Genomic DNA, 25550 nt, shown 5'->3' on the forward strand with positions numbered 1-25550 from the left:
TCCGGCACTATGGAAGCAGCCGGAGAACGGAGTCGCTGCAGATGACCGAGCCCCACGTATGGCGGGCCCGATCCGCAGACCTGATCCCGTTCGCCGCAGCCCTCGGCGACGGCGGATTCCTCATCGATCGCTGGCTGCGCCAGCGGAATGATCAGGGAGTTCTCTTCTTCGCGTGGCTAGGCACCCGTCCTGCCGGGGCGGTGTACCTGTGGCTGGAGGAGGCCGAGGAGCCCCCGATCCGCCGGCACCTCCCGGGGGTCGCCCTGCTCACCCACCTGCAGGTTCACCAGGAGCTGCGCAACCGCGGAGTCGGCGCGGCCCTGGCCGGCGCGGTGGAGCAGCACCTCGCCGAGCTCGGCCACGACCGCGTCGCGCTGGCGGTCCGCACGGACAACCCGGCCGCGGCGCGCCTGTACGACCGGCTCGGCTACCGGGACTGGGGCCACGGCACGGTGACCTGCTACGCCCAGGTGACCTTGCGCAACGGCGGCGTCCTCGAGGTGCCGGAACGCTGCTACGTGCTGGTCAAGGACCTGGCGGTGGTCACGCCGGCTCCACGGGGCGAGCCGCGGGCGATCGGCGCGTCAAGCCGGTATTGACCGGCGAGTGGTGGCCAATTCGAGGGTCGCCAGCGCACCGTCGATCCCCAGACCGCCGCGGTGGTCGCGGCGGAGTTCGCGGATGTGCTCGCGCCAGCGCACGCAGTCGTCCTGCCAGGCCCGCAGGTAGCGGACGCACATCTCCGGGGTGATCAGGTGGCTGCGCCCGATCGACGCCTTGAGCGCCGAGACCATCCTGGCTTGCTGTCCCCGTTCGATGTCCGAGGCGAGCACCTGCTCGATCGTCGTGCTGATGATCCGGCGCCGCGCGGGCAGGAACTCGCCCCAGTACCGCTCGTCGGCGTGGGCCAGGCCCAGCCCGTTGTCGAGCAGGCCGAACACGCCCTCCGCGAGGGTGTCGCCCAGTTCCTCACCGCGAGCCCGCCGGGGATCGTTGTACGGGTCGTAGTCGTACTGCCACGCGGTCCCGACGACGGCCGACGGCCGCAGCCGCAGCCCGTCCAGGAGGAAGAACCAGTCCTCGTTGTAGATGTTCGGGAAGAACGACGAGAACGCCGCCTCGCCGACGACGAGTGCGCCCCCGCCGATGAACACGTCTTGAGTGGCGCCGACATCACGCAGCGCGTGGCAGACCACCGAGTTGTCCTTCATCCCGGCGTTCGCGAGCCCGACGACGGCGTGGTGGGTGAGCAGGCCCGCCGCCGCCGCGAGATCACCCGGCTGGGGCAGGACGATGTCGTCGTCGAGGAAGACGATCCGCTCCCACCCCGTGAGAATCGCGAGGAGCAGGCCGAGGTTCCGTTTCAGGCTCGTGTCGACCTTCCGGTGGAACTTCCCGAGCTTGAGCAGATTGTCGGTGGAGAACTCGGGGACGACCCCGCTGGGCAGGAGGTCGACATCGACGGCCGTCACCCGGACGCCCGCCCGCTTCGCCGCCAGCGCCGCGTTCGAGGCGTTGGCCCGCATGCTGCACAGGAGCACCAAGTGGGCATCGAGGAGTTTCGCCGCGTTGATGGCCTGCTTCAGGTAGGGCGCCGGACGTCCGTTGGGCACGATGATCGCGTCGACGGCCGCGCGCGGTGTGCCATCCGTGTCGAAGTGGTCCAGCAAATCCTGGTGCGACTTGTGCTGCTGCGGTTTCACTTCGCTACCTCGGGCCACTCGTGCAGGCGGTTCTCCTCGAGTGTCCAGTCGGGAGTCAAGCCCTGCCCTCCCACGACAGGCACCCGGCTGATGATGCTGAAGGAATCTTCGCCGGCGAACCGGTTCTGTACGTAAGCGGTGTTCCGGTCCAAGAACCGGTTGTCCGTCAGCGCTCTCACTGCGCCCAGCGTTCCTCGACCGTACATACCATTGCATACGGTCACGGTGCGCTTTCGGTTGAACGGAGATACTCCGCGATAGAAGTGCGCCACGTCTTCCACCAGGTGCCCCTGGGTGTCGAGCCGCGGCTCGATGAGCCGCGGCTGGCCGTTCTCCTGAACCCGGAACCCGCCGTGCTCGGCATCGATCGCCCGGCCGACCTGCTCCACGGGGAGATCCGCTCGATTGATCACGACCTTCGTCACGGTATTCCAGTCGACGCCTCCGAGAAGAACGAGGTGGCCGGTGTAGTCGTCCGCCGTGAGCTCGTTGCTGGTGCGGAACGTGACCGGGTTGTCGGGGTTGCGCGCCCGGATGTGCCCGAACAGCTCGATCAGGGCGTCGGGATCCGCATACGTGTACAGCGACACGAAGTCCGCGCTCTCGGGATCGGCGTAGACGAGATTCCGGCGGTACTCCTCCGGCAACGGCGCGCAGACGATGGTGATCCGCTGGTCGACTTCTTCGAAGGTCCAGAGGTCGGCCACTGCCGGCTCCGGCTCCCTGCCGTCCCGCAGCCACAGCAGTTCGTCCAGCAGTTTCTTGCGCTGGTCGCGCTCGTCGTCCGTCAGTTCTTCGACTGGGAGGACCCGCAGGTACCCGCCGTCCCAGGAACGACGCGTCGCGAAGACCGTCGCGTACGCCTCCAGCCGCCTGACCGGCGGCCGGGTCGGCTTTTCGGCGTTCTCCCACGACGAGATGAGCGAGACGCTCACGCCGCCGAACGCCTCGGCGAGGTGCGCTTGAGTCAGCCCGGCGTCGGGCCACTGCTCCTCGCGCAGCCCCTTGAGGCGACGGGCGAGCGCCCGCGGCGCGACTGGGGACACAGTCTCCGCCACCCTTCAGTAAATTTCAGTAGTGCCGAGAGTGGTGTGATAGTACTCCCTGTAGCTAAAGTCACGGTCGGCGACCTGATGAAGCCGGGACTGAACCGTTACGCGTACCCAAACTTCCTCGCACCAAACGGGTAACGCCGATTCAACCTGGTTGTTCCAGGGTACTCCAGGCTCTACAGTGAAGTTGACTGAACTTCAGTTCATACCTGAAGGCAGGAGCGGGCCTATGAGTACTCCAGCGGACATACCCCGGCACCGGGCCATCGTGGCGGTCGACATCGAGGGATCGACCCAGCACACAAACTCGGTGCGCGCCCTGCTCCGGAACGTCCTCTTCCAGCTGCTCGACGAGGCCTTCACCATCGGCGGGATCGGCCGCAAGCACCGTGAACCGTTCGTCGACCGCGGCGACGGCGCGCTGTGTCTCGTGCGGCCCTTCGACCAGGTGCCCAAGACGCTGCTGCTCGCCACCTTCGTCCCCGCGCTCGCCGATCTTCTCGAGAAGCACGCCCGCCACCTGCCCGACCTCGCCTTCCGGCTTCGCGTCGCCGTGCACGCGGGTGAAGTGCACCGGGACAACCGCGGGCCGTACGGCGAGGACGTCGACATCGCCTGCCGGCTGGTCGACGCCCCCGAGCTGAAGCGACGGATGCGCGAGACCACCGGACGGCTGGCGCTCGCGGTGTCGCAAGAGATCCACCGCGCGGTCGTGCGCCACGGCTACCCCGGCATCGACCACACGGCCTTCACCCAGGCCGTCCACATCAAGATCGGCGGAGAGCGGCTTCGCGGCTGGCTCTACACCGCCGAAACCCGTGCACCGCAGGAGGACATGACCGCGTAGGACCGGAAACGAGGTGGGGACGTGGAACCGACGGGATTCTGGGCCGACCTGGCCCCGGCCGATCGCCGGGTGCTGGCGGAGTCCGCCACGCGGCGCAGTCATCCGCGCGGCGGGACCCTCTGCCGGGAAGGCGACCGCTCCAGCGTCGTGCTGGTGCTGCTCGCCGGGCACGTGCGGATCGTGCACGGGACGCCGGACGGGCGCGAGGTCGTCGTCGGGGTGCGCGGCCCGGGTGACGTCATCGGCGAACTGGCCGCGATCGACGCGCAGCCGCGGTCGGCGACCGTCGAAGCGCTCGATGACGTCGAGGTCCTGGAGGTCCCCGGCGACCGCTTCGCCACGCTGTGCCGGACGCGGTCCCGGATCTCCTGGGCGCTGCTGCTCGTGCTGTCGACGCGGCTGCGATCGGTCGGCCGGCAGTGGCTGGAGCTCGGGGGCGGCGCCGCGGCGCGGCGGGTGGCCGCGCAGCTGATGCAGCTGGCCGTCCAGCACGGGACTCCCCACGGAGGGGACATCCGGATCGCCGTCCCCGCCACGCAGGCCGAGCTGGCGATGACGGCGGCGATCTCCCGCGAGTCCTGGGCCCGCGCGACGCGCGAACTGCGGCGCCAGGGCGTGATCAGCACCGGCAGAAGACAGGTGACGATCCACCGCCTGGCCGAACTTCGACGATTGGCGAGCTGAATCCCGCCTTCTGTGTCAGCTGACACAGACCGCGCGGCGAGCCGGAGGTTTCCTGGATCCACGGGCAGAGGAGGGCATTCATGGACCCCTACACCACCGCACCGCGCCAGAGCCGCTGGCGCCGGGGCGTCTACGCGGCCGGGCTGGTCATTCCGTTCACCGCCACGCAGGTCTGGGCGCTGCTGGTGCTGCTTCGGCTCGCGCCCCTCGACGGTCTCGTCGGCCAGGCCTTCGTGCTGGTCCTGCTGGGCTCGGTCGTCGCGATCTGGGCGGGGTGGCGCTGGACCTGGCAACTCGGCCGGGACCGCGACCTCCGGCCCGAGCCCGCCCCGAAGACCCGGATCCCGACATGACCCCCGGGCTGGCGGTCGTCGCGGCCCTCGTGCTCGGCATCGCCGCCGGGCGTCTCTCGCTCCACCTCGGCGGCCTTCTGCGCCGCCGGCTGACCGGAAGGAACACGGAAATGACCAGCAGGCAAGCGTCGTTCCCGGCACGGCTCTACCACTGGCGGTGGGAGATCCTGGCGGTGACGCTGCTCCCCTACCTCGTGGTGACGTTCGCCCTGTGGGCCGGCCCGCTGTGGACGTCGGCGGCTCTCGTCGCGGCGCTGGGGTGGGCCCTGCTGCGGCGCCGCCAGGTGCGGACCCGGATCCAGGCGGTCCGGCTGCAGCACCGCCTGCGCGCGGCGTTCCCCCTGCTGCGCCTGCCCGGCGGCCGCCTCCCGGCGATCCTGTGGTCCCGCCCCCGCGGCGGCGACGTCGTGGTGTCGCTGTTCGGCCGCGAGGCGTTCGAGCACCTGCACCGCAACCGCGCGGTCCTCGCGGCGGCGTGCGCGGTCCCGGAGGTGTACGTCGACCGCCACCCGAGGTACGCGAGCCTCGTGACGCTGACGATCAGCCCGACCGAGGCCCCGCGGGAGCGGGCGGTCCTGCCCAGCAACGTGGTGCCGCTGCGGGCGCACAGCTGAGTCCCGCGCGTCGCAAGTTGTTCGTCACACGGCGCGGCTGATCACCGGACGAGTGGTTACGCGAGCGGAAGGGCACCTTCCTCGCATCACCTGCAAGGAAGGGCACCTTCCGCACTGCGCGACCACTTCGGCCACGGGCCCGTCGAGCGCGAACTCCCCGGTGACCACCGCGCCGAGACTGTTCGCTTCGCACAGCGTGCGGACCGTGGCGAACAGGCCGTCGGAGACGTCCATCGCCGCCCGCGGCGCTGATCACGCTGACCATCTGCACCAGGGCGGCCCGGCGTGAGCCCGGTCGTGCCGTGTCGCCCGGTGAGGTCGTGCCGCTGCGGGCGCACAGCAACCGCACAGGGCGATCACACCGTCACCAAAGCGGGACCCGCGACCGTATGAGGCATGACAGCCACCGCCTCCGCGTCGCGGCCCGGGACCGTCCCGGTCGATCTGGCCGGCCCGCAGCCCGTCCTCGACGTCGTCATCCCGGTCTACAACGAAGAGGCCGACCTCGAACCGTGCATCCGCCGGCTGCACGCGCACCTGGCCGAACACGTCTCCTACGCCTACCGGATCACGATCGCCGACAACGCGAGCACCGATGCGACCCTGCGGGTGGCCGAAAGACTCGCCCGCGAGTTCCCCGAGGTGGCCGTCCACCACCTCGACGAGAAGGGCCGCGGCCGCGCGCTCAACGCCGTCTGGCGGGCCTCCGACGCCGCCGTCCTCGCCTACATGGACGTCGACCTCTCCACCGATCTCGCCGCGCTCGGGCCGCTCGTCGCTCCGCTTCTCTCCGGGCACTCCGATCTCGCCATCGGCAGCAGGCTCGCCCGGGGGGCGCGAGTCGTGCGGGGGCCGAAGCGCGAGTTCATCTCCCGCGCCTACAACCTGATCCTGCGCTCGACGCTCGCCGCGAAGTTCAGCGACGCGCAGTGCGGCTTCAAGGCCATCCGCGCCGACGTCGCGCGTGAGCTGCTGCCGCACGTCGAGGACACCGGATGGTTCTTCGACACCGAACTGCTCGTGCTCGCGCAACGTGCCGGGCTGCGGATCCACGAGGTACCCGTCGACTGGGTCGACGACCCGAACTCGTCGGTCAACATCGTCAAGACCGCCACCGCGGACCTCAAGGGCATCGCGCGCGTCACGAAGGCCACCTTCACCGGCGAGATCCCGATCAGCCGCCTGCGCGAGCAGCTCGGCCGGCAGCCGATCGGCGTCGAAGCGCCCGGTGTGCCGCCGCGGCTGGTGACGCAGCTCGTGCGGTTCGCCGCCATCGGCGTCAGCAGCACCCTCGCCTACCTCGTGCTGTTCCTGCTGCTGCGGACGGCGGTCGGCGCGCAGCCGGCGAACTTCGCCGCCCTCCTGGTGACGGCGATCGGGAACACCGCGCTGAACCGGCGGCTCACCTTCGGCATCCGCGGGCGCACCGGCGCCGGGCGCCACCAGTTCGAAGGGCTGATCGTGTTCGGCCTCGGGCTCGCGCTGACGAGCGGATCGCTCGCCCTGCTCAACGGATCCACCACCCCCGGCCTGGTCCTGGAGATCACCGTGCTCGTGCTGGCGAACCTCGCCGCGACGGTGCTCCGGTTCCTGCTCCTGCGCGGCTGGGTGTTCAACCCACGCCGCCAGGCTACCCAGAAGGAGTACTGATGACCGCCGTCCTGTCCGGCGCCGTGACGCAGGAACCGCGTCACCGCAAGGGATCCGTGGCACACGCGCCACCGCGCTGGGTCCGCCCGTCGGTGTTCGGGCTGCTGGCCGCGACCGCCGTGCTGTACTTCTGGAACCTCACCGCGTCCGGCTACGGCAACTCGTTCTACGCCGCCGCCGTGCAGTCCGGGACGCAGGATTGGAAGGCGTGGCTGTTCGGGTCGCTCGACTCGGGCAACGTGCTGACGGTCGACAAGCCGCCCGCGGCGTTGTGGGCCGGCACGCTCTTCGCGCGGATCTTCGGGTTCTCCAGCTTCACCGTGCTGGCCCCGCAGGCGCTGATGGGCGTGGCGTCCGTCGGCATCCTTTACCTGACGGTGAAACGGACTTCGGGCCCGATCGCCGGGCTCCTGGCCGGCGCGGTGCTGGCGGTCACGCCGGTCGCGGCGCTGATGTTCCGGTTCAACAACCCGGACGCGCTGCTCGTGCTGCTCATGGTCGCGGGCGCCTACTTCGTCGTGCGCGCCACGGAAAAGGCGAGCCCCGGCTGGCTCGCGCTGGCCGGCGCCGCGATCGGGTTCGGCTTCCTGACGAAGATGATGCAGGCGTTCCTGGTGCTGCCGGCGTTCGGGCTGGTGTACCTGATCGCGGCGCCGACGTCGCCGGGCAAGCGGCTGCTGCACCTCGGCGGCGCGGTGGTGGCGCTGGTCGTCTCGGCGGGCTGGTACATCGCACTGGTCGACCTCTGGCCGACGGCGTCACGGCCGTACATCGGCGGGTCCGAAGGGGACAGTCTGCTCGAACTCGCCTTGGGCTACAACGGGTTGTCGCGGATCTTCGGCGGCGGCGAAGGTGGCGGCCCCGGCGGCGGCATGGGCGGCGGGAACACCGGCTTCGGTGGCGCCGCGGGTCTCTTCCGGATGTTCGGGTCGAGCTTCGGCACGGAGATCTCGTGGCTGCTGCCCGCCGCGCTGATCGGCCTGGTCGCCGGGCTGTGGTTCACCCGCCGCGCGCCGCGGACCGACCGGACGCGCCTGGCGCTGGTCCTGTGGGGCGGCTGGCTGATCGTGACGGCGGTGGTGTTCAGCTACATGAGCGGCATCGTGCACCCGTACTACTCGGTCGCGCTCGCCCCGGCGATCGCCGCGCTGGTCGCGGTCTCGGGCCGCGCGCTGTGGCAGGGCCGGGCCAACCTCGGGCCGCGCGTGACGCTGGCCGGGATGGTCGTGGCGACGGCGGTGTGGTCGTTCATCCTGCTCGACCGGACGCCGGACTGGTTCCCGGCGCTGCGCTGGACCGTGGCGGTGCTCGGCGTCCTCGCCGGAACCGTGCTGGTGATGGGCGTGCCCACCGTCCGCAAGGCGGCCACGATCGTGGCCGCGGCCGTGGTCCTGACCCTGGGTGTCTCCACCGCCGCTTACGGCGTCGAGACGGCGTCGGTCGCGCACAGCGGCTCGATCCCGACCTCGGGACCGACGTCGAGCGCGATGGGCGGCGGCATGGGCGGCGGTCCGGGCGGCGACCAGTCGACCTCGAGCGCGGTCGGCGAGCTGCTGGCGAAGACGACGACGAAGTGGGCCGCGGCGACGACGGGCTCGCAGAACGCGGCGTCCTTGGAACTGGCCGGCGGCAAGGCGGTGATCGGCATCGGCGGCTGGAGCGGCTCCGACCCGGCCCCGACGCTGGACGAGTTCAAGGCGTACGTCGCGGCGGGCGAGATCAAGTACTACCTCGACGGCGGCCGCGGCGGCGGCCCGGGCGGCGGCTCTTCGGAGATCACCGCGTGGGTGACGGCGAACTACACCGCCACCACGGTCGACGGCCAGACGGTCTACGACCTGCAGAGCTGAACCGGAAGGCCCGGGCTTCTCAGGAGAGCCCGGGCCTTCCGGTTCAGCGGATCGTACAGAGAAAGTATGGAAACCTTCCGTACCGTGGCGGCGATGGCGGCAGGGGGCCGCCGACGGGGGTGGATCCATGACGCTCGATCGCAGGAACCTGCTCAAACTCGGTGCGGGAGTGGCCGTCGCGGTCGCGAGCACCGGGCTCGTGACCGGCACGGCCGAAGCCGGGACGACGACCGCCTTGCCGCCCGTGCCGGGCATGCTGGGTGACCGGAAAGCCAACGAACTCTGGTACCAGCTCGACGAAATCGCGCTGTACCACCCCGCCCAGGAGGTCCTGGACGCCTACGCGGTGCTCTTCCCCTTCATCCAGCAGAACGCCCCGGAAGGCCTGCCCGCGAAGTGGCGGGAGCTCAGCCTCGAACCGGGCTACCCGCACAACTACGCCGAGTTCGTCAGGCCGATCGAGCAGCCGCTGAGAACACTGTCGGCCTTGCAGCTCGGCAACTTCGACCGCTTCTACGGCGGCGACGAAGAGGGCCTCACGAGAGCCTTCGCGGCCTTCGGGCAAGGGATCCTGTTCGACCCGCGGCGGGCCGACGTCGAGTCCGAAGTGCACACCATGGACGGCGATCCGCCGTCGGGTTACCACTTCTGGCACGCCATTCAGCGCGCGCAGATGGTGCTGGACATCGACCGCCGGCGCTGGGCACGGATCACCCCGATGCTCGGCCTCGCCTGGGCGCTGCAGTCGATCGCGCGGCCCGACCACCGGCACGTCAACCCGGGCCTGCCGCGCGAGCAGGTCCGCGCGCAGGCCCGGTACTGGCTGCCGCGCTCGACGGCCGAGCTCGACCGTGACTTCCGTTCGTCGCCCTACCCGGACAGCACCCGCTGATACGCCGCCCGCAGCACCGGGCCCGGCGCGATCCCGAGCCGTTCGTCGAGGATCCGCCGGCCCCGGTGGTACACCGCCACCGCGTCCGCCGGCCGCCCGCTCGCGCAGAGCGCGGCCATGAGCAGCGCCCGTGCGCGTTCCCGCAGTGGGTGTTCGAGCACGAGGCCGGTGGCGTCCGGCACCGCCCGCAGGTGGTCGCCGGCCGCCACCTCCGCTTCGATCCGGCTCTCCAGGACGGCCAGCCGGAGCTCCTCGAACCGCGCCGACTCTCCCGCGCGGAGCGGTTCGGCGATGCCCGCGAGCACCGGACCGCGCCACAGGTCCAACGCGGCACCGAACAACGCGGCCGCCCGCCCGGCCGACCCCGCCCGCAGCTCGTCGTGGCCGGAAGCGGCCAATCGCTCGAACTCCTCCGCGTCGACCGTGCCGCCGTCGGGCGCCAGCAGGTACCCTCCCCCCGACCGGACGAGCCGCGCGGGCCGCCCGAGTCCCTTGCGCAGCCGGGAAACGTACGTGCACAGCTGCGCGTCGACCGTCGACGGCCGGATGCCTTCCCACAGCAGCGAAATGAGCCGCTCATCGGGAACCACCCGCCCGCGGGCCAGCAGCAGCGCCGCCAGCAGCGTGCGCGGCTTCCGCCCGCCGAGCACCGCCGAGTGACCGTCCGCGCGGATCACCGCCAACGGACCGAGAATCCGGAACTCCATGCCCCACCCCGTTCCCAAGGTACCCGGACCGACACCGCCGGCACAGGAAAGTCTCAGACGGCCCACAGGTTGAGCGCGGATCATGGAGGTCAGAGGAGTCGAGGAGGCCGCGATGATCACGACACGACCGGGTTACCCGCGCTGGCACACCGCGAGCGCCCAGGGGCCGCGCTCGCTCAACGCCGACGCCGTCGGCGCGTACGCCGCGGCCGGTGGCCCCGGCATCGTGTTCGCCCTCGCGGACGGCGTCGGAGATGACCCGGCCGCCGCGCGGGCCGCCCGCATCGCGTCCGCGGCCGCCGCCCGCACGCCGGTCCACAAAGGACCGGTCGAGGCCGTGCTCGCCGCGCAGCGCGCGGTTCGCGAGCAGACGGCCGGGGACGCCGTCCTCGTCGTCGCCATGCCGGCCGAGCACGGCGGGTACCGCGTCGCCTGGGTCGGCGACGCCCGCGCGTACGACTGGGACGGCACCACGCTCGGCCGCCTGACCACCGACCACACGCTCGCCGAGTACTTCCGCGCCCGCCACCAGCCGGTGACCCCGCGGATGGAGCACGTGGTCACCACCAGCGTCCGCACGGCCGGCCCGGAGGAGATCGGCACGGCGGAGACGTCGAGCGCGGGGCTGTTGCTGACCAGCGACGGCGTCCACAAGCCGTTGACCGGCAGCGGGATCCGCGCGGTCCTGGCCCGGCCGGGCACGGGCGCGGCCGAGCTCGTCGAGGCGGCGCTCGCCCGCGGCGGCTCGGACAACGCGACCGCCGTCTACGTCGAACCCCTGGAGGCCGACAGCACGACGGTGCGATTTCCCGTCGCCGCGTAGGCCGAAGGGCAGCGACCGGACTAGGCCGAACGGGGAAGACTCGTAGCCGATTCGTCACGGAGTGTTTATCCTGGTGACCGGTCGTGGTCGTGGTTTACCTGGGGGAGTACACACCGATGATCGAAACGGATCATTCCGGTTCCGTCCTGCTGACCCGCCGCCTGCTCTGGAACGGCGTCACCGGCAAGCCGCCGCGCCCCCAGCCGGTGGTGCTCCTGCTGGGCCCGGTCGGCTCCGGCAAGTCGCACGCGCTGTCGGAGATCGCCGACCACCTCGGCTGGGGCGTCGTGCACGCGCGGTTCGACTTCGCCGAGGACGACCCCGCTCCCGTCGACGTCCTGATCCGGCTCGCCTACAACCTTTCCCGCAAGTGGCGCCACCGCGCGCAGCCGCGGTTCCTGCGCTTCACCGTCGCGCTGATCGCCGTCGGCGCGGAACTCACCACCACCGACCGCGTGCGGGACAAGGAAACGCTGCGCCGGCTGCTCGTGGAGTTCAAGCGCAGCCGCCGGCCGGGCCGGCTCGACCCCCTGGTGCGGGTGCTCGTGAAAACCGCGGCCACCGCCGTGCCGACGCCGTTCGGTGACGCGTTCGCCGCCGAGGTCCCGGCGCTGATCCAGACCGTCCGCCCGCGGCTGCGCCACATCCTGCGTTCGCTGACCGACTTCGACCGGTTCAAGACCGGTGACGCCCTCGACGCGCTGGTCGACCTCAACTGGCTGGCGCGCGGGCACGAACCCGATCCCGACGGCGTCACCGCGTGGCTCACCGAGGCGTTCCTCGCCGACGTCCGGGAGAACCACCGCCGGATGTCCGCCCCGGAGCGGCGCAGCCCGTGCGACTGCGACAACCCCGGCAAGCAGTCCCACGTGCACAACTGGGTCGTGCTGCTCGACAACGTCGACCACCCCGGCGGGCTCGCGTTCCTCAAGGCCTTGACCGCGGCGCGCGAGGCCTACCGCCGCAAGCACGGCGACCGCGGCACCGGCGATCCGCTGCTGGTCGTGGCCACCAGCGGCAGGTGGGACGGCGAGTGGGAGCGGGAGCTCGCCCGCGCCTGGCGGCCGCCGTGGCAGCCGGACGGGACGGCGGCCCGGGTCGTGCCGAGCTGCCGCGACGCCTCCTACGACGACTGGGCCGACCATCCGGAGACCGCCCGGCCGTCGGGCTACTACCCCGTGCTGCTCGAACCCCTGGACGTCCACGAAGTCGCGGACATCCTGGGTGAAGACGTCCCCCGCGCGACGGCCGCGTTCGTCCACCGGGCCGGTGGCGGCCTGCCGAAGGCGGTGAAACAGCTGGCGGAGACACTGCGCGACACCCCGGTCCGCGCCGGCGCCCGCGACGTGCTCGGCACCTCCGGCCCCGACCCGTGGCGCAGCTGGCTGACCGATCTCCGCTTGTCCACCGTGGACACGGACGCGCTGGTCACGGCGGCGCCGTTCGCCACCGCGCCGTGGCTGGTCCCGCTGCCCGAACACGGCCTGGTCGGCCAGCCGCACGTCGGCCCGATCCTCACCGAGCTCCGCGCGTCGCTGTGGGTGAACGCGCCGGGCCACGGTGGCGGCACCCCCGACCACGTCACCCTGCACCCGTGGCTCGCCGGCAACCTGATCTCGGCGCTGGCGCGGCGCAACGGCGGCGCGGGCCCGTCCTACGCGGCCCAGTTCTCCGCGCTGCGCGGCGCCCCGGGCGCCGACGACGTCCGGCTCGCGTACTGCCTGCTCGCCCTCGGCGACTTCCCGGCCGTCGTGGACCTGTTCGAACGGGACTTCCCGGAGCTCCCGCACCGCGAGTGGGTCGACCGGCTCACCGTCGTCGTGCACGCGCCGGACGCCCAACCGCTCGACGAGGACTACGAGCGCCTCTACGGCAAGCTCGTCGACGCCGATGTCGAGCGGAAACCGGACGGCCGCACCGAAATCCGCAACAACCTCGCCCGCCTGCTCGCCGCGAGCTGGCTGAGCGCGAACCCGTTCGCGGTACGCGGCCCGGACCAGAACCACGACATCGCCACCGCGCTGACCGCCTTGTCCTCGAAGTCGCAGCGCTCGGACACCAAAGCGCTCGACGACACCGCCAAGCTCGCTTCCCGCGGCCTCTGGCCCTGATGCGACGGAACGGAACGCCGATGCCCCGCACCGCGCTGCTCGACCGCCTCACCCCGGGGAACCGGCCCGCCGGGCCGCCCGTCCGGCCGCGAAGCCTGCTTCACCGGCACTGGACCGCCGCCACCGTCGTCGTGGTGCTCGTCGTGGCCGCCTACCTGTGGTGGAACCCGCCGTGGCAACAGTGCGGCGCCGGGCTGACCGAGGAGAACGACGTCTGCGTCGGCCTCTCCCTCGACTCCGGGCCGCTGCGCGACGACGACCCGCTCGCCGATCTCGAAGCCCTGATCGCCGACCGCAACGCCCAGGCGGGCGAGAACGCCAAGACCGTCGTGGTGCTCGAAAACCTGACACCGGACCCGGACGTCGACAGCACGCCGATCGAGTTCATCCGGCACGAGGTCCAGGGCGCGATCGCCGCGGCGTGGCCGCTTCCGGACACCACCGGCGTCAAGCTGCTGCTGGCGAACTTCGGCAGCAACGCCGAGCACTGGCGCGAAGCGGTCGGCCAGATCGTCGCGAACGCCGAAAGCCGGCACATCGCCGCCGTCACCGGTATCGGCATCAGCCTGCAGAACACCCGCGACGCGATCGCCGAGCTGTCCCGCCAGGGCATCGTCACGATCGGCGCGACGGTGACCGCCGACGACCTGAACTTCGACGCGAACGGCAAGCGGATCAAGAACTTCTTCCGCGTCGGGCCGACCAACAGCGACGAGGCGCACGCCGCGCTGAACTACATCGCGAAGCTCCCGAAGCGGCGCACGATGCTCGTGACGGACGTCAACGAAGCCGACACCTACGCGGGCACCCTGGCCAAGGCGTTCACCGAGCAGGAGCTGGTGCCGATCCAGTTCTCGAAGAAGTACGACTCCCTGGAAGGACAGCTCACCGGCACGAGCCGCGACGAGTACCTCCAGAAGCTGTTCCGCGGCATGCACTCCGACATCTGCAACGCCCAGCCCGACGTCATCTACTTCGCCGGGCGCGGGGTCGACCTGAGGTCGTTCGTCTACGCGCTCTCGAACGACGGCGCATGCCAGCAGCTCCGCTCGGTCACGGTGATCTCGGGGGACGACACCGCGACGCTCGTCGGGACGAAGCTCCCGCTGGCCGGCGACATCGCCGTCACGCCGCTGTACACCGCGCTGGCCTACCCGGACCAGTGGAAGATGTTCACCGGCAACGACGCCGCGCTGACCTACCAGCAGAACTACACGGACTTCATCAACGCGTTCACCGGCACGCACGAGTTCGAGGCGGACGCCCTGTCCGACGGCGCGGCGATGATCGAGCACGACGCCGTCGCGACGGCGGTCAAGGCGGCCGAAGACGACCCGTCGGGCAGTCCGCGGTCGGTGACGAACTTCGTCGCGAACATCGACTGCAACTCGGCCGTGGCCGGCGCCACCGGGTTCATCGCGTTCCGGCAGGACAGCGGCAACCAGATCGACAAGGTGCTGCCGATCCTGCGCATCGAGGCGGACGGCTCGGCCCGTCCGGTCGACCTCGTGTGGTCGCAGGGCCGGCCGCTGGACACGTCGCCGTCATGCACCTCGTGACCGCTTGAGCTGCCGGTATTCGCGCAGCACGAACACGATGATCACGGCATCGAGCGCGGCGAAGAACGGCAGCGCGACCGAGTGGGTGTGGATGGCCCGGAAGACCTCGTAGACGACGAACGCGGCGAGGATCACCGCCGCGACCGGGTACGCCCGGACGATCTTGCGCGCCAGCGCCCAGACCAGGCCGAGCTTGATCAGGCCGTGGGCGAGCAGGTACGCGACCGCGAACGTCTTCGTGTCGCCGTGGAGGAAGTTCTCCGTCGCCGACTCCAGGTGCCGCGCGAGGGTGCCGGAGGGGTCGCCCAGCAGGTCACGCGTGATGACCGCGTGGGTGAACCCGCTGACGGTCGAAGCGGGGATGAACGCGAGGATCAGCGCCCCGACGACCTGCAGCGCGCCGTCGAGCCCCTTGATCGCGATCGCGATCCGGAAGAACCGCTCGGTCGCGTTCGTCTTCGCCTCAGCCATGCTCCCAGCTCAGCACGAACGGCAGGTCAGCGCACCTGGAGGCACCTTTCGCACCGTTCGTGCCGGGCTGTCCGGCCGGTCGGGTCCGTGCCGTAGAACGGGAAGCACGCCGCGCCGCAGACGGCCAGGAAGATCGGCCCGCACCGGAGGGGGTGCGGGCCGACCTGGTGGGCGACGGCCAGTGCGCGCCGCCGTGCGCCCGCTTCGGGGAGCCAGCCGTGGTCCGGGAGGGTGGCGCGGACCCGGGCGTCCAGCTCATCCGCCCGGGCGACGAGGTCCGCGCCCAGCTCGGCGAGCCGTTCGCCCAGGTCGCGGACGATGTCGGGCCGGGGCATCTCGTCGTCGAGGGTGCGCGCCAGCCAGGCGGCGTCGAGGCCGAGCGAGCCGTGCAGGTCGTGGACGCGCTCGACCAGCCGCCGGTCCCGGTCGGTGCCGGTCAGCACCGGGCCAGCCACGCCGCCCGGCATCCGGTGCACGTCGGATCGAACCAATGCCCACCGAGCTGCGGAACGTCGCACACCGCGACGGTCACCTCTTCCCCGCACAAGCTCACGAACGTTTCCTCCGGACGCGGCGGGAATGAGCCGTCGAGCGCGTGCCGCTTTCCCTCCGCCTGCTGCCACCTCAACATGATGTCCATTCAATCTGTCCGATCCGGTTGACACCAACACACTGAGAGGGTGATGGACGGAGTTCGTATCATCGGCTCATGAAAGCGACTTCTTCCACGCCGCGCGCTCGCGCGTTGGCCGCCGGGCTGCGCGAAGTACGCGAAGCGCACGGAGTGGGGTTGCGCCAGCTGGCGCGCATACTCGGCTTCGCGCCGCAAGTGCTGTCGTTGTGGGAGAAGGGGTTGAGGTTGCCGGCCGTCGCGGACGTGGCGCTCATCCTCGGCTTCTTCCACGTGCGAGGAGAAAAGCAGGAATATCTGCTGGAATTGGCGCGGACAGCCCGCGATCCCGACTGGGTCAGCGCCGGATCGCTCGAAATTCCCGAGCCTTTGAGCGGGCTGCTCGAATGCGAGCGGTCCGCCACCTCGGCGACCAACTGGGCGCTCGGAATCATTCCCGGACTGCTCCAGACCGCGGATTACGCCCGCGCGCTGCTGAGCAATTCGAACCTCACCCTGGCGCAGGCCGATGCGCGGCTCGAGGTCCGGCTCGGCCGGCAGAAGATCCTCACCCGGCCCGACCCGATCCGGCTGAACGCGGTGCTCTACGAGGCCGCGCTCCGCGAGCCGGTCGGCGACGAGGACATCATGTCCGACCAGTGCGACCACCTGCTGGCGATGTCCCGGCTGCCGAACGTTTCGCTGCGGATCCTGCGCGCGGGCCAGGGCTACCATCCCGGGCTGCTCGGCAGCTTCCTGATCTACGAATACGAGGACCTGCCGCCCATCGCCTTCCTCGAAAACTACAGCGGAAGCGTCTTCCTCTCGGAGCGCGAACACATCGCTGCCTACCGCAAACTCGCTAAGATGGTGTCCGGCAATGCCCTCAGCGAAGAAGCCTCCCGCGAACTGATCGCGGAGGCGACCCGATAGCCGGAGGCCCCATGACGTGGCGCAAGTCCTCGCACAGTGGCAATGAAGGCGATTGCGTCGAGGTGGCGATCGAGCGCACCGTCGGCGTGCGGGACAGCAAGGCGCCGGCCGCCGGTCAGCTCACCCTCTCGCGTCAGGCCTGGTCAGCAGCCCTCCGTCGGCTGCGCTGAGGTTTCGGACCGCACCACGTCCTCCGCGAAGGCGACGGCCGCCTTGACCGCGTCGTCGCCGAAGATCGGGCCGTGGGCGTACAGGCCGTCGATGATCAGCAGCACCCGGTCCGCCAGCCGCTCCGGGTCGGGCGCCGACGTCTCCGCCGTCAGTTCTCGCAGCTGCGTCCGCGCCCGCAGCAAATACTCCACCGCCACGCGGTGGGCCGGGTGCCCCGGCTCCGGGAACTCCGCCAGAGTGGCGCGCAACGGGCAGCCGCGCGAGCCGGTCGCCCGCGTCCCGGCCGCGCGCACCAGCTCCACCAGCCGCCGCTCCGGGGTGTCCGCGGCCGCCTTCGCCCCGGCCAGGAGGACGTCCCAGCCGGCGGCGCAGCGCCTCAGGTAGGCCACCACCAGGTCGTCCTTGCTCGCGAAGTGCGTGTAGAGCAGGTTCTTGCCACACTCGCACTCGTCGATGATCCGCTGCAGCCCGACGGCGTGCACGCCGTGCCGGTCGAACAGCCGGGTGGCGGTTCCGAGGATGCGCTCACGGGCGTCCGGCGTCGGCATGCGGGGATGGTAATGGCCTCCCCGGGTTCCCGGGGAGACCATTACGCGACTACATCGCCGGCGGTGGCGACTTCGTCCCCCAGTTCGTCGGGGTGTCACTCAAGCGGAACTGGATCTTGCCCGCGCGGAGCAGGTCCGCGTGGGAGATCCAGCTGCGGTCGTAACCACGGTGTCCGACCTGGACGTCCTTTGTGTACTGCAGCTTCGCCGCGCTCGCGCCGGGGGCCTCGATCTCGATCTTGCGGCCGCCGGCCGGGTGGATCTCGACCTTCTCGAACATCGGCGTGCTGAGCAGGTACGTCCCGGAGCCGGGCTGGGCTTCGAAGACGCCGGTCATGCCGAAGACGAGCCACGACGAGATGGTGCCGAGGTCGTCGTTGCCGGGCATGCCGTAGGGTGTGTCGGTGAAGAGCGTCCGCGCCGCGCGCAGCACGGCCGACGTCTTCCACGGCGCGCCGGTCCAGCTGTACATCCAGGGCGCGTGCAGGTCGGGCTCGTTGTTCGGGTTGAAGGCGAAGTTGTTGTGGTAGTCGTACGCGCCGTGGACCCAGGAGTCCTTGGCGGCCTTCGCCGGGTCGGTGAGCAGCAGCGGCGTGTCGAAGAAGGTGTCGAGCCGCTGCTCCGCCTGCGCCGGGCCACCCATCAGGCCGAACAGCTTCGCGGGGTCCTGCTGGGCGAGCCACTGGTACTGCCACGGCGTGCCCTCGTGGAAGCCGGTGGACTGCGCCGGGTCGGGGTCGCCGACGCCGGTGCCGTCCGCGGCCTTCGTGCGCGGGAAGCCGGTGAAGCCGTGGGATTCGACGCTGGTGTCCCACAGTTTGGCGAAGTTGCCGCAGCGGTCCCTGAGCGTCTGGGCTTTGTCCTGGTACCCGAGCCCTTGGGCCATGGTCGAGAGCGCGCAGTCGGCGAGGGCGTACTCGAGGGTCGCCGAACCGGCCTGGCGGGTGTCGCCGTAGGTGTAGCCCGGCAGGTCCTGGTAGCCGATCCAGCCGTTCTTGACGTACGTCGGATTGCCGTCACGGCCGCGGAAGATCGACTGGTCCTCCGGGACTTCGTTGGCGTTGCGCCACAGCGCGTCGAACAGCTGGCGCGCGGTCCGGTCGTCGAGGATGCCGCGGCGGTAGTTGTCGACCACCCACGGCGTGACGGGGTCGCCGCTCATCACGTTCGTCTCGCCGCCGGCCAGCGCCCAGCGCGGTACCCAGCCGCCGTCCTGGTAGATCTTGAGGACGGACTTGGTCATGTCGGCGGCTTTGTCGGGGTGCAGCAGCGCGACGAGCTGGTTCTGCGAGCGGTAGGTGTCCCACAGGGAGAACATCTGGTAGTACGTGTCACGGCTTCGGTGGACTTCGTCGTCGAAGCCGCGGTAAGAACCGTCCACATCGGACCCGACGGACGGGTGCAGCAGCGACCGGTACAGCGCGCTGTAGTAGGTCCGCTGGTCGGCGGTGGTCCCGCCGGCGACGCGCATGCGGTTCAGCTCGTCTTCCCAGGTGTCGTGCGCTTGTCGCTTCGCCTTGTCGAACGACTTGGGCTGCTCGGCGGTGCGGTTGAGCCGGGCGCCGTCGACGGAGGTGTAGGAGAGGCCGACCGAGGCGCCGACCTGGCTCTTGTCGGAGCCGAAGGTGAGCCAGGCGCCGGCGCGCTGGGTGCCGAGCTTCGCGTCACGCTGGTTCGGGGTGAGCTTGCCGTCGGTCCAGGTGCCGAAGCTGGTGAACTTGCGGTCGAACTTGGCCGAGAAGAAGACCTTGTAGCGCTCTTTCTGCGTCTCCCAGCAGAAGTTGCCGCCCTGCAGCCAGCCTTCGACGGTGTCGTCCCCGACGACGTGGACGTCGCCGGCGTAGGTGTAGCCGTTGCTCTCGCCGACCTCGATGAGCACGTTCTCGCTCGTTCCCCCAGGAAACGTGTAGCGGTGCTGGCCGGTGCGCTGGGTGGCGGTCAGCTCGGCTTCGATGCCGTTGCCGAGCTTGACCCCGTAGTACCCGGGTTGCCGGGTTTCGTCGGCGTGGCTGAACTTCGCGCCGTACTGCGCGGGGTCACTGCTGGTGACGGCGCCGGTGGTGGGCATGAACCGGAAGTTGCCCATGGTCTGGCAGCCGACGCCGGAGAGGTGGGTGTGGCTGAAGCCGAGGGTGGTGTCCTGCGCGTAGTCGTAGGACGCGTACTTCTTGAGCTGGGTGTCCGGGCTGAGCTGCACCATCCCGAAGGGCGTGGTGGCGCCCGGGAAGGTGGTGCCGTCCCCGTTGTTGCCGATCGAGGTGTCGACGAGGGTGGTGGGATCGTCGGCGAACCTGGGTTGGGCATCGGCCGGGGTGGCTCCGGCCAGCGCGGCGGCCGTGGCTCCGGCGAGCAGGGTGGCAAGGACGCGCGTCCCCCTCTTCGGGATGCACCGTCTCATCCGTCTCCTCCTGACAACGTTGTCACTTATCCGGTGAGATCTTTCCGTTGTCCGGTGGACAAATCAAGCCCCAAGGTCTCGAGCGCCCCAAAGTGGCGTTGGTTGCGTGGGACGCACCGAACGCCACATTGGGTGCGTCCCACGCACCGAACGCCACATTGGGGCGCTCGGGGTGGAGCTCCACGAGTGGCTGATTCCTGCCGGAAAACGGCGCCAACGGACCGTTCGCGACGCCGTGAGCTGGCGTTTTGCCCAGAGATGTGATGAAGCTGGGCAAGTGACGAGGGGAACCTGGGCACGGCATCCACTGGTAGCCGGCCACAAAGACAATCCGGACGTCGTGCGGACGGCCGAACTCGAGGAAATCGGCATGCCCCGCAGCAGCGTCTATCGACGCTGCCTGCCCGGCGGCCCTTGGCGGCGGCTTCTGCCCGGAGTCATCCTGTTACATCCCACCGAGCCCACCAGCGAGCAAAGGCTGCGAGCGGCACTCATCCGGGGTGGCGGATCCGCCATGCTCACCGGGCTTTGGGCGCTCCGAAGACACGGGCTCCGGCACGGCCCGGAGCCCGACGACGTGCACATACTCGTGCCGGACGAACGGGAGATCACCAGCACCGGCTTCGTCCTGGTCGAACGAACGACGAGGCTGCCCGTTCCGAGCCCGCGAAACGGCATCCCGGTCGCACCTGCCTATCGTGCGGCACTCGACGCGACGCGCCGGATCCGGGACTTCGATACCGTGCAGGCGATCCTGGCGGAAGTGGTCCAGCGCAAGCGCTGCACCGCCGAGCAACTCGACCGGGAACTCCGGCTCGGCAGCCAGCGAGGGTCGGCGATGCCGCGCCGTGCTCTGCAGGCGATCCTCTGCGGCGCGGAGTCGGTCGCAGAAGCCGACGCGTGGGAAATCTGGAAACTCGCGGGGCTGCCTCCCGCGGAGTGGAACGTCCGGGTTTTCGATGAGCAGGGGAAGTTCGTCGCCAAGCCGGACGCCTGGTGCGATGACGTCGCGTTCGCCTGGGAGATCGACTCGCGCAGGTGGCACAGCGAGTGGGAGGACTACTCCAGCACTCTCGACCGGAACGCTCGCTACACGGCGGCCGGGATCGCTTTCCTGCAAACTTTGCCGATCCGGCTCCGGACCCACCCTGACGACGTGATCGCCGAACTTCGTGCCGCGTACGCGGCGGCCAAGCAACGCCCACGTCCACCGGTCAGTCGCCGCCCGTAACCCCCGGCGAGCGCCCCAATGTGGCGTTCGGTGCGTCTGACGCACCCAATGTGGCGTTGGGGGCGTGGCACGCACCCAACGCCACATTGGGGCGCTGGGGGCCAGCCGAGGGCGGACGTGGCCGGTCAGATCTGGTGGGTCACGTGCCCACCGAGGATCGTGGCCGTTACCGGAAGCGCACGCAGGTCTGGCGCGGACAGCGTGGACGGGTCCGCCGCCGTCACCGTCAAGTCCGCCACGTCCCCCACCGACACTCCGCGGCGCCCGCCCGAAGCCGCCGCCAGGGCGTCCGGCAAGGACAATGCCTGCTCCGGGTGCCACGGCGGGCGGTCGTCGTCCGTGCGGAACACCGCCGAGGCGATTCCGTCCCACGGATCCAACGGTGCCACCGGCGCGTCCGAGCCGAACTCCAAGCGGGCGCCCGATTCCAGCAACGAGCGGTACGGGAACGCCCGCGAAGTCCGTCCGTGCCAATGCCGGTCGGCGACGTCGCGGTCGTCCGGCTGATGCGCCGGCTGGACCGCCGCGATCACACCCAAGGAAGCGAACCGCGACACGTCAGCAAGAGAAAGCAACTGCGCGTGCTCGATCCGCCCGGGGCAACCGACCTGCGCGAACGCGTCCAGCGCGATCGTGTTGGCCTGGTCGCCGATCGCGTGGACCGCGGGGATCAGCCCGTGCGAGAAAGCCCGCTCCATCAACGGAACCAGCTCGGACGGCGGCAGCTCGAGCAGCCCCGAGGAGTCCGAACCCGGGTAGGGATCGTGGCAATAAGCCGTGCGGGTGTTCAGGGAGCCGTCCACGAAGAGCTTGAACGGCCCCACCGTCAGCAGCCCGCCCGAATCCGGGAGGACGTCGCCGGTGCGGTGGCCACGCTCGATCGTCTGGTCCAGCAAGTGGCGGGCGATCACGCACGAGATCCGGGCCGCCGGGGCGCCGCGGCGGCTCCAGTCCGTCACCGTGTCCGCGTATTCGTAGTCGACGATCTGGGTCACGCCCCGCGCCGCCGCCGCGGACACCGCTTCCCTCACCCACTCGTCCTGGACGTCGATCGCGGCCGTCGGGAGCTGGGCCGTCGCGGTCATGCAGTCGCTCTCCAGCAGCACGCCCGTCGGGTGGTCGCGGCCGATCAGCTTCAGCGCCGCCGGGCTCAGCCACAGCGTGTGCAGATCCGCGCTGAACAACGCCACCGCCCGCCCGGGCAGCGCCCGCTGCAGCAGGTCCTTGTGCGGCTTGTCCGGCCACAGCCCGTCGCGGAAACCCGCGCCCACCACCAGCTCCGACTGCGGCGCCGGCGTCGCCAGCAGGTGCGCCAGCAACAGCTCGATCGCTTCCCCCGCCGACCGCGCCGCTTCCAGGGGGATCCGGCGGCGGGACGTCGCCCACTGCACGAGGTGGACGTGCGCGTCGACCAGACCCGGCAGCAGCGTGCCACCGTGCCCGTCGACGACCCGCGCCGCGAACCCGGCCGAACCCGGCTCGGTGATCGCCGTGACGCGGCCGTCGTTGACCCGGACGTCCGCGAGCTCCCCGCCGAGGCCCGGCCGCACGCGGCGCAGGAGTAGATCATCCATGCGGACCACCCTGCCAGCCGGGCCCGTCCGGGTGAAGCACGGAGTGAGATGGGAATGAGATGGGTATCAGCTACCGTTGTAAGACTTGGCAGCCGTCGCCCGCCGAAGGGTCAGGGCCGGTCCATGGGCGCCGCCTTCACAAGCCGCGCAGGGTTCGACTCCCTCGGTTGCCGCGAGCGAGTGGGCGAGGTGGGTGCGCAGAAAGCGCGCACCCACCTCGCTCGCCGTGTCCCCTGGGGGTCGAACCCCCGGACCCCCGCCAGGGGGCAAGCCCCCTGGACCCCCGTCCGTGGTCGCGTTTCGTTGTCAGGCCGCCGGTATGTCACGGTGTCGCAACGCCGCCAGGCCACCGATGCCCGCCACCAGCGCGATCGCCACCAGCCACACCACCGGCGCCACCGAGAACGTCCCGCCCGGCAGCCGCGCCAGGTGCTGGAACGGCGAAATCCCCAGCACCACGTCGTTCCAGCGCAAGGCCGTGCCCACCAGCGACAGCAGCAGGAACGCGCCCAGCAGCCCCCACGCCGCCGCCGCGAACCGCGGGAAGAGGCCGATCAGCAAGGCCGCCAGTCCCGCCAGTACCCACACCGCCGGCAGCTGGGCCAGCGCCGCCGGAACCAGCGACGCGCCAACCGCCGCGCCGGTCGCGAGACCGGTCACCGCCAGCAAGAACGCCGACCCCAGCACCGCGAACGTCAGGTGCGCGAGCGCCCAGCCGATCCGGCCGACCGCCGTCGCCAGCAGCGGTTCCGCCCGGCCCGCCGCCTCTTCGGCACGCAGCTTCAGCGTCGCCTGCACCGCGTAACCCGCCGCGGCCAAGCCGAACAACGTCATCGTCCCGGCCAGGTACGCGTCCGTCATCGCGCCGCCCCCGCCGAGGCGCGAGAACACGTCCGCGACGGCCTGGTTGTCCCGCATCATCTCCGCGACGTTCTTCCCGACCCCACCCATCAGCAGCCCGACCAGCGCCAGGCAAACGGTCCAGACCAGCAACGTCCCCCGCTGCAGCCGCCACGCCAGTGCCAGCGGCGACCGCAGCGACGCCTTCGCCGTCGCCCGCCCCAGCCGGGCCGGGAGCAGTGCCGCCCCGAGGTCGCGCCGCGCGGACAACGCGACGGCCAGGACCACCAGCAAGCCCGCCGCGAAGATGCCCAACGCGAGCACCCACCACTGCTCCCCCGCGAACGGCCGCATCCGGTGCGCCCAGCCGATCGGCGACAGCCACGCGACCCAGCCCGCCGAAGTGCTGCTGTCACCCGCCGCGCGCAGCAGGAACGCCAGGACCAGCACGCCGATCCCGATGCCCCGCGCGCCGCCTGCACCCCATGTGAGCTGCGCGGCGACCGCGCCGACACCCGCGAAAACCCAGCCTGCCAACGAAAACCCGAGACCCAGCGCCAGCGCACCGGGGAAGGAGACGCCCTGCGCGGAGAGGCCTAGCCCGACCAGGACGCCGTAGACCAGGCACGCGCCGCAGGTGGCGAGCACGGCCGCCGCCAACCCCGCGTGCCGCCCGACGACGGTCGCGCCGGTCAGTTCCCGGCGGCCCGCCTCCTCCTCGGTCCGGGTGTGCCGGACGACCGTGAGCAGCGCGATCAGCCCGACGACGACCGGGACGAACCCGCACTGCCACGCGAGGAGGTTGCCGACCGACGGGCCGTACAGCGGACCGTTGCGAACGACGAAGGTCGCGCTGGAAGCGTTGAGGTCGTAGAAGTGCTGCCGCGACGCCGCATCCGGGTAGGCCGCCTCGATCGACGACAGGTAGCCCATCGGCGCGACCGCCAGGCAGACGATCCACAGCGGCATCAGCAGCCGGTCGCGGCGCAGCACCAGCCGCAGCAGCGACCAGGTCCCGGTCATCGCGCCGCTCCGACCGGCTCGTCGTGGCGGTAGTGGCGCAGGAACAGCTCCTCGAGCGTCGGCGGCCGGCTCACCAGGCTCCGCAGCCCGGCTTCGGCGAGGTGCCGCATCAGGTCGTCCAGCGAAGACTGGTCGACGGACAGGTGGACGTGCGAGCCGTACGTGCTCAGGTCGTGCACCCCCGGCAGCGCCGCCAGGCCGTCCGGCACCCGCGCGAGCGACGCGTCGATGGTGATCCGGCCCAGGTGCCGCAGCTCGTCCAGGGTGCCCGACTCGACGGTGCGCCCGGCCCGGATGATCGTGACGCGGTCGCAGAGCGCCTCGACCTCGGACAGGATGTGCGAGGACAGCAGCACGGTCCGGTCGCCGCGCTGCCGCTCTTCCTCGACGACCTGGCGGAAGACCTCTTCCATCAGCGGGTCGAGCCCGGACGTCGGCTCGTCGAGCACCAGCAGCTCCACATCGGACGCCAGCGCGGCGACGAGGGCGACCTTCTGCCGGTTGCCCTTCGAGTACGTCCGGCCCTTCTTGCGCGGGTCGAGGTCGAAGCGTTCGACGAGTTCCGCGCGCCGCGTCTGGTCGAGCCCGCCGCGCAGCCGGCCGAGCAGGTCGATGACCTCGCCGCCGGTGAGGTTGGGCCAGAGCGTGACGTCGCCCGGGACGTACGCGAGCCGCCGGTGCAGCTCGGTGGCGTCGGTCCAGGGGTTGCCGCCGAGCAGGGTGGCGCGGCCGCCGTCGGCCCGCATCAGCCCCAGCAGGATGCGGATCGTGGTGGTCTTGCCGGCGCCGTTGGGCCCGAGGAACCCGTGCACCTCGCCGGTGTGGACGGTCAGGTCGAGCCCGTCGAGGGCTCGCGTCCGGCCGAACGCCTTGGTGAGGCCGTCGGCGGTGATCGCTTCGGCCATC

The 25550-nt window shown here is 70.9% G+C and carries 26 protein-coding genes; 14 read left to right on the forward strand and 12 right to left on the reverse strand.

Annotated elements, in window-relative coordinates; all coding sequences use genetic code 11:
• Positions 1 to 41 precede the first annotated feature (41 nt).
• Positions 42 to 599 carry a GNAT family N-acetyltransferase gene (locus tag ACZ4TR_RS17535; protein ID WP_465287969.1) on the forward strand — a complete coding sequence of 186 codons (558 nt, stop codon included), beginning with the start codon at positions 42 to 44 and terminating at the stop codon, positions 597 to 599.
• Here ACZ4TR_RS17535 and ACZ4TR_RS17540 read toward each other — a convergent pair.
• Complete coding sequence (locus ACZ4TR_RS17540) at positions 585 to 1703, reverse strand: hypothetical protein (RefSeq protein WP_465287970.1); 1119 nt, start codon at positions 1701 to 1703, stop codon at positions 585 to 587. The genes ACZ4TR_RS17535 and ACZ4TR_RS17540 overlap by 15 nt on opposite strands.
• Positions 1700 to 2749 (reverse strand): helix-turn-helix domain-containing protein, encoded by a 1050-nt coding sequence (locus tag ACZ4TR_RS17545; RefSeq protein ID WP_465287971.1) that lies wholly within the window; start codon positions 2747 to 2749, stop codon positions 1700 to 1702. Before ACZ4TR_RS17545 ends, ACZ4TR_RS17540 begins: the two co-directional genes overlap by 4 nt.
• Before the next feature lie 235 nt (positions 2750 to 2984).
• Here ACZ4TR_RS17545 and ACZ4TR_RS17550 point away from each other — a divergent pair, with 235 nt between their 5' ends.
• From ACZ4TR_RS17550 to ACZ4TR_RS17565, 4 genes are all read left to right on the forward strand, one after another.
• Positions 2985 to 3602, forward strand: coding sequence for a nucleotidyl cyclase domain-containing protein (locus tag ACZ4TR_RS17550; RefSeq protein WP_465287972.1), 618 nt, complete (start codon positions 2985 to 2987; stop codon positions 3600 to 3602).
• Between the two features lie 21 nt (positions 3603 to 3623).
• Complete coding sequence (locus ACZ4TR_RS17555; RefSeq protein WP_465287973.1) at positions 3624 to 4286, forward strand: Crp/Fnr family transcriptional regulator; 663 nt, start codon at positions 3624 to 3626, stop codon at positions 4284 to 4286.
• Positions 4287 to 4366: 80 nt separating this feature from the next.
• Positions 4367 to 4639, forward strand: a complete 273-nt coding sequence (locus ACZ4TR_RS17560) for a hypothetical protein (RefSeq protein ID WP_364525790.1) — start codon at positions 4367 to 4369, stop codon at positions 4637 to 4639.
• Complete coding sequence (locus tag ACZ4TR_RS17565) at positions 4636 to 5253, forward strand: hypothetical protein (protein WP_465287974.1); 618 nt, start codon at positions 4636 to 4638, stop codon at positions 5251 to 5253. Before ACZ4TR_RS17560 ends, ACZ4TR_RS17565 begins: the two co-directional genes overlap by 4 nt.
• 24 nt (positions 5254 to 5277) lie before the next feature.
• Here ACZ4TR_RS17565 and ACZ4TR_RS17570 read toward each other — a convergent pair whose 3' ends face one another.
• On the reverse strand, positions 5278 to 5487 hold the full coding sequence (locus tag ACZ4TR_RS17570; RefSeq protein WP_465287975.1) for a hypothetical protein: 210 nt from the start codon (positions 5485 to 5487) through the stop codon (positions 5278 to 5280).
• A gap of 162 nt (positions 5488 to 5649) precedes the next feature.
• On the opposite strand from ACZ4TR_RS17570, the gene ACZ4TR_RS17575 reads away from it, so the two are divergent.
• The 3 genes from ACZ4TR_RS17575 (at position 5650) to ACZ4TR_RS17585 (ending at position 9645) form a co-directional block, all read left to right on the forward strand.
• Entirely contained in the window at positions 5650 to 6903 is a 1254-nt protein-coding gene (locus ACZ4TR_RS17575; protein ID WP_364525776.1) for a bifunctional glycosyltransferase family 2/GtrA family protein, read from the forward strand.
• Positions 6903 to 8753 carry a glycosyltransferase family 39 protein gene (locus ACZ4TR_RS17580; RefSeq protein WP_465287976.1) on the forward strand — a complete coding sequence of 617 codons (1851 nt, stop codon included), beginning with the start codon at positions 6903 to 6905 and terminating at the stop codon, positions 8751 to 8753. Before ACZ4TR_RS17575 ends, ACZ4TR_RS17580 begins: the two co-directional genes overlap by 1 nt.
• Before the next feature lie 127 nt (positions 8754 to 8880).
• A complete protein-coding gene (locus ACZ4TR_RS17585; protein WP_465287977.1) occupies positions 8881 to 9645 on the forward strand; it encodes a hypothetical protein in 765 nt (254 codons plus the stop codon).
• Here ACZ4TR_RS17585 and ACZ4TR_RS17590 read toward each other — a convergent pair.
• Positions 9624 to 10352: an AfsR/SARP family transcriptional regulator gene (locus tag ACZ4TR_RS17590; RefSeq protein WP_364525770.1), complete on the reverse strand. Its 729-nt coding sequence runs from the start codon at positions 10350 to 10352 to the stop codon at positions 9624 to 9626. The genes ACZ4TR_RS17585 and ACZ4TR_RS17590 overlap by 22 nt on opposite strands.
• Positions 10353 to 10464: 112 nt before the next feature.
• Here ACZ4TR_RS17590 and ACZ4TR_RS17595 point away from each other — a divergent pair, with 112 nt between their 5' ends.
• From ACZ4TR_RS17595 to ACZ4TR_RS17605, 3 genes are all read left to right on the forward strand, one after another.
• Positions 10465 to 11175, forward strand: a complete 711-nt coding sequence (locus ACZ4TR_RS17595; RefSeq protein ID WP_465287978.1) for a PP2C family protein-serine/threonine phosphatase — start codon at positions 10465 to 10467, stop codon at positions 11173 to 11175.
• Positions 11176 to 11291: 116 nt separating this feature from the next.
• Positions 11292 to 13286 (forward strand): hypothetical protein, encoded by a 1995-nt coding sequence (locus ACZ4TR_RS17600; RefSeq protein WP_465287979.1) that lies wholly within the window; start codon positions 11292 to 11294, stop codon positions 13284 to 13286.
• 20 nt (positions 13287 to 13306) lie between these two features.
• A complete protein-coding gene (locus ACZ4TR_RS17605) occupies positions 13307 to 14845 on the forward strand; it encodes an ABC transporter substrate-binding protein (protein ID WP_465287980.1) in 1539 nt (512 codons plus the stop codon).
• Here the strand turns inward: ACZ4TR_RS17605 and ACZ4TR_RS17610 are convergent.
• The 3 genes from ACZ4TR_RS17610 to ACZ4TR_RS17620 are packed head-to-tail and all read right to left on the reverse strand — an operon-like array spanning position 14831 to position 15956.
• Entirely contained in the window at positions 14831 to 15316 is a 486-nt protein-coding gene (locus tag ACZ4TR_RS17610) for a DUF2127 domain-containing protein (RefSeq protein ID WP_465287981.1), read from the reverse strand. The two genes, ACZ4TR_RS17605 and ACZ4TR_RS17610, sit on opposite strands and share 15 nt — an antisense overlap.
• 26 nt (positions 15317 to 15342) lie before the next feature.
• Positions 15343 to 15783 (reverse strand): hypothetical protein, encoded by a 441-nt coding sequence (locus ACZ4TR_RS17615; protein WP_465287982.1) that lies wholly within the window; start codon positions 15781 to 15783, stop codon positions 15343 to 15345.
• Positions 15753 to 15956, reverse strand: coding sequence for an HC3 family zinc finger protein (locus ACZ4TR_RS17620; RefSeq protein ID WP_465287983.1), 204 nt, complete (start codon positions 15954 to 15956; stop codon positions 15753 to 15755). Before ACZ4TR_RS17620 ends, ACZ4TR_RS17615 begins: the two co-directional genes overlap by 31 nt.
• 69 nt (positions 15957 to 16025) lie before the next feature.
• Between ACZ4TR_RS17620 and ACZ4TR_RS17625 the strand changes: the two genes are divergently transcribed.
• The gene (locus ACZ4TR_RS17625; protein ID WP_465287984.1) at positions 16026 to 16859 is read left to right on the forward strand and encodes a helix-turn-helix domain-containing protein; all 834 of its coding nucleotides are present in this window, start codon (positions 16026 to 16028) and stop codon (positions 16857 to 16859) included.
• A gap of 11 nt (positions 16860 to 16870) precedes the next feature.
• Positions 16871 to 17029 carry a DUF397 domain-containing protein gene (locus ACZ4TR_RS17630; RefSeq protein ID WP_465287985.1) on the forward strand — a complete coding sequence of 53 codons (159 nt, stop codon included), beginning with the start codon at positions 16871 to 16873 and terminating at the stop codon, positions 17027 to 17029.
• Here the strand turns inward: ACZ4TR_RS17630 and ACZ4TR_RS17635 are convergent.
• Both ACZ4TR_RS17635 and ACZ4TR_RS17640 read right to left on the reverse strand, forming a co-directional pair.
• A complete protein-coding gene (locus ACZ4TR_RS17635; RefSeq protein WP_465287986.1) occupies positions 17003 to 17578 on the reverse strand; it encodes a TetR/AcrR family transcriptional regulator in 576 nt (191 codons plus the stop codon). The genes ACZ4TR_RS17630 and ACZ4TR_RS17635 overlap by 27 nt on opposite strands.
• Positions 17579 to 17627: 49 nt before the next feature.
• Positions 17628 to 19976, reverse strand: a complete 2349-nt coding sequence (locus ACZ4TR_RS17640; protein WP_465287987.1) for a GH92 family glycosyl hydrolase — start codon at positions 19974 to 19976, stop codon at positions 17628 to 17630.
• 277 nt (positions 19977 to 20253) lie between these two features.
• Here ACZ4TR_RS17640 and ACZ4TR_RS17645 point away from each other — a divergent pair, with 277 nt between their 5' ends.
• Positions 20254 to 21207 carry a hypothetical protein gene (locus ACZ4TR_RS17645; RefSeq protein WP_465287988.1) on the forward strand — a complete coding sequence of 318 codons (954 nt, stop codon included), beginning with the start codon at positions 20254 to 20256 and terminating at the stop codon, positions 21205 to 21207.
• 125 nt (positions 21208 to 21332) lie between these two features.
• Here the strand turns inward: ACZ4TR_RS17645 and ACZ4TR_RS17650 are convergent, their stop codons facing one another.
• The 3 genes from ACZ4TR_RS17650 to ACZ4TR_RS17660 form a co-directional block, all read right to left on the reverse strand.
• Positions 21333 to 22781: an amidohydrolase gene (locus ACZ4TR_RS17650; RefSeq protein WP_465287989.1), complete on the reverse strand. Its 1449-nt coding sequence runs from the start codon at positions 22779 to 22781 to the stop codon at positions 21333 to 21335.
• 306 nt (positions 22782 to 23087) lie between these two features.
• Entirely contained in the window at positions 23088 to 24644 is a 1557-nt protein-coding gene (locus ACZ4TR_RS17655; protein ID WP_465287990.1) for an ABC transporter permease, read from the reverse strand.
• The gene (locus ACZ4TR_RS17660; protein ID WP_465287991.1) at positions 24641 to 25549 is read right to left on the reverse strand and encodes an ABC transporter ATP-binding protein; all 909 of its coding nucleotides are present in this window, start codon (positions 25547 to 25549) and stop codon (positions 24641 to 24643) included. Before ACZ4TR_RS17660 ends, ACZ4TR_RS17655 begins: the two co-directional genes overlap by 4 nt.
• Position 25550 lies beyond the last annotated feature (1 nt).

This window comes from Amycolatopsis sp. NPDC028719 (genome assembly GCF_055565395.1).

Excerpts from the sequence above, each read along its gene's own strand:
- ACZ4TR_RS17585 (WP_465287977.1), top strand. The coding sequence starts at position 8,881 with ATGACGCTCGATCGCAGGAACCTGCTCAAACTCGGTGCGGGAGTGGCC.
- ACZ4TR_RS17640 (WP_465287987.1), bottom strand. The coding sequence starts at position 19,976 with ATGAGACGGTGCATCCCGAAGAGGGGGACGCGCGTCCTTGCCACCCTG.
- ACZ4TR_RS17535 (WP_465287969.1), top strand. The coding sequence starts at position 42 with ATGACCGAGCCCCACGTATGGCGGGCCCGATCCGCAGACCTGATCCCG.
- ACZ4TR_RS17580 (WP_465287976.1), top strand. The coding sequence starts at position 6,903 with ATGACCGCCGTCCTGTCCGGCGCCGTGACGCAGGAACCGCGTCACCGC.
- ACZ4TR_RS17575 (WP_364525776.1), top strand. The coding sequence starts at position 5,650 with ATGACAGCCACCGCCTCCGCGTCGCGGCCCGGGACCGTCCCGGTCGAT.
- ACZ4TR_RS17650 (WP_465287989.1), bottom strand. The coding sequence starts at position 22,781 with ATGGATGATCTACTCCTGCGCCGCGTGCGGCCGGGCCTCGGCGGGGAG.
- ACZ4TR_RS17550 (WP_465287972.1), top strand. The coding sequence starts at position 2,985 with ATGAGTACTCCAGCGGACATACCCCGGCACCGGGCCATCGTGGCGGTC.
- ACZ4TR_RS17660 (WP_465287991.1), bottom strand. The coding sequence starts at position 25,549 with ATGGCCGAAGCGATCACCGCCGACGGCCTCACCAAGGCGTTCGGCCGG.
- ACZ4TR_RS17560 (WP_364525790.1), top strand. The coding sequence starts at position 4,367 with ATGGACCCCTACACCACCGCACCGCGCCAGAGCCGCTGGCGCCGGGGC.
- ACZ4TR_RS17565 (WP_465287974.1), top strand. The coding sequence starts at position 4,636 with ATGACCCCCGGGCTGGCGGTCGTCGCGGCCCTCGTGCTCGGCATCGCC.
- ACZ4TR_RS17570 (WP_465287975.1), bottom strand. The coding sequence starts at position 5,487 with ATGGACGTCTCCGACGGCCTGTTCGCCACGGTCCGCACGCTGTGCGAA.
- ACZ4TR_RS17600 (WP_465287979.1), top strand. The coding sequence starts at position 11,292 with ATGATCGAAACGGATCATTCCGGTTCCGTCCTGCTGACCCGCCGCCTG.
- ACZ4TR_RS17615 (WP_465287982.1), bottom strand. The coding sequence starts at position 15,783 with ATGCCGGGCGGCGTGGCTGGCCCGGTGCTGACCGGCACCGACCGGGAC.
- ACZ4TR_RS17590 (WP_364525770.1), bottom strand. The coding sequence starts at position 10,352 with ATGGAGTTCCGGATTCTCGGTCCGTTGGCGGTGATCCGCGCGGACGGT.
- ACZ4TR_RS17610 (WP_465287981.1), bottom strand. The coding sequence starts at position 15,316 with ATGGCTGAGGCGAAGACGAACGCGACCGAGCGGTTCTTCCGGATCGCG.
- ACZ4TR_RS17625 (WP_465287984.1), top strand. The coding sequence starts at position 16,026 with ATGAAAGCGACTTCTTCCACGCCGCGCGCTCGCGCGTTGGCCGCCGGG.
- ACZ4TR_RS17595 (WP_465287978.1), top strand. The coding sequence starts at position 10,465 with ATGATCACGACACGACCGGGTTACCCGCGCTGGCACACCGCGAGCGCC.
- ACZ4TR_RS17630 (WP_465287985.1), top strand. The coding sequence starts at position 16,871 with ATGACGTGGCGCAAGTCCTCGCACAGTGGCAATGAAGGCGATTGCGTC.
- ACZ4TR_RS17605 (WP_465287980.1), top strand. The coding sequence starts at position 13,307 with ATGCCCCGCACCGCGCTGCTCGACCGCCTCACCCCGGGGAACCGGCCC.
- ACZ4TR_RS17620 (WP_465287983.1), bottom strand. The coding sequence starts at position 15,956 with ATGGACATCATGTTGAGGTGGCAGCAGGCGGAGGGAAAGCGGCACGCG.
- ACZ4TR_RS17655 (WP_465287990.1), bottom strand. The coding sequence starts at position 24,644 with ATGACCGGGACCTGGTCGCTGCTGCGGCTGGTGCTGCGCCGCGACCGG.
- ACZ4TR_RS17635 (WP_465287986.1), bottom strand. The coding sequence starts at position 17,578 with ATGCCGACGCCGGACGCCCGTGAGCGCATCCTCGGAACCGCCACCCGG.